The following is a 935-nucleotide window of genomic DNA, read 5'->3' as shown; positions in this document are numbered from 1 at the left end:
GCTTTTCTAGTGTTACCTAGCAATCATCATTATTTGATGATTTTCGCTACAACACCCGCACCTACTGTACGTCCACCTTCACGAATCGCAAAGCGTAAACCTTGGTCCATCGCGATTGGGTGAATTAAGCTTACTGTCATTTTGATGTTATCGCCTGGCATTACCATTTCCACGCCTTCTGGTAACTCGATTGTACCTGTTACGTCAGTTGTACGGAAATAGAATTGTGGACGGTAACCTTTGAAGAATGGAGTATGACGACCACCTTCTTCTTTTGATAATACGTAAACTTCTGATTCGAAGTCTGTGTGTGGTGTGATTGAACCTGGTTTCGCTAATACTTGACCACGCTCGATTTCTTCACGTTTTGTACCACGTAATAATGCACCGATGTTTTCACCCGCACGACCTTCGTCAAGTAATTTACGGAACATTTCTACACCTGTTACGGTAGTTTTCGCAGTTTCTTTGATACCTACGATTTCTACTTCATCACCAGTGCGGATAATACCACGCTCTACACGGCCTGTTACTACTGTACCACGACCTGAGATTGAGAATACGTCTTCGATTGGTAATAAGAATGGTTGGTCAATCGCACGCTCTGGCTCTGGAATGTAAGTGTCTAAGTGATTTGCTAACTCAAGGATTTTTTCTTCCCATGCTGCATCGCCTTCTAACGCTTTTAACGCTGAACCACGTACGATTGGTGTATCATCACCTGGGAAATCATATTGAGAAAGAAGCTCACGCACTTCCATTTCTACTAATTCTAATAACTCTTCGTCATCTACCATATCGCATTTGTTTAAGAATACGATGATGTATGGTACACCTACTTGGCGTCCTAATAAGATGTGCTCACGAGTTTGTGGCATTGGGCCGTCTGTCGCTGCTACTACTAAGATTGCACCGTCCATTTGCGCCGCACCAGT

1 protein-coding gene is annotated in these 935 nt (G+C 43.4%); it reads right to left on the bottom strand.

Annotated elements, in window-relative coordinates:
• Positions 1–29: 29 nt before the first annotated feature.
• A partial coding sequence (gene tuf / locus C3007_RS10890; protein WP_103854444.1) for an elongation factor Tu occupies positions 30–935 on the bottom strand: 906 nt, incomplete at its 5' end.

Origin of the sequence: Avibacterium gallinarum, from assembly GCF_002921135.1 — a bacterium.
Taxonomy (GTDB): domain Bacteria; phylum Pseudomonadota; class Gammaproteobacteria; order Enterobacterales; family Pasteurellaceae; genus Avibacterium; species Avibacterium gallinarum.
This window is presented reverse-complemented; position numbering and strand designations above follow the sequence as displayed.